This window comes from Vibrio sp. 970 (genome assembly GCF_033339075.1).
Genome location: NZ_JAWOTW010000519.1, coordinates 1 through 607 on the forward strand (window position 1 = coordinate 1; position 607 = coordinate 607).

The 607-nt window shown below is 48.6% G+C and carries 1 protein-coding gene; it reads left to right on the forward strand.

Going from position 1 to position 607, the window contains the following annotated elements:
• Positions 1-607 (forward strand): rhomboid family intramembrane serine protease GlpG (glpG, locus tag R7Q11_RS27635; RefSeq protein ID WP_225467166.1); only part of this gene is annotated, 607 nt, incomplete at both ends.

A 607-nucleotide genomic window follows, 5' to 3' on the forward strand; every position in this document is an offset into this window, starting at 1 on the left:
GCTTCCTGGGACGTTGCCGATACTCGTAAGAGCCAATTTCATTACGCTAGCCCAAGCATCATGGGAATGATCAAAGCCAAAGCCGGTCCAGTGACCTTATTGATCATGACCGTATGCGCCGTGATTTATGGTTTGCAGATGTTAGGCTTTGGAAATGGGGTATTTGCTCTGTTGCACTTTCCCGCGTTTGAAGGCCAGCAATGGCAATTGTGGCGTTGGGTGAGTCATGCATTGCTGCATTTCTCGGTAACACACATCATCTTTAACTTGTTGTGGTGGTGGCAACTTGGTGGCGATATTGAACGTCGACTTGGTTCTGGCAAGTTACTGCAAATCTTTGTGGTATCTGCGGCACTCTCTGGTGCTGGCCAGTTCTATGTTGAAGGTGCGAACTTCGGCGGGTTATCTGGTGTTGTGTACGCGCTACTCGGCTATTTGTGGGTTTTGGGTTACCGTTTACCTCATTTAGGTTTAACGCTGCCGAAATCCATCATTGGTTTTATGTTGGTGTGGTTGGTACTTGGTTTTGTGCAACCGTTTATGGCCATTGCCAATACGGCTCACTTAGCTGGCTTGTTAGCCGGGATGGCGATTGCGCTGTTCGACT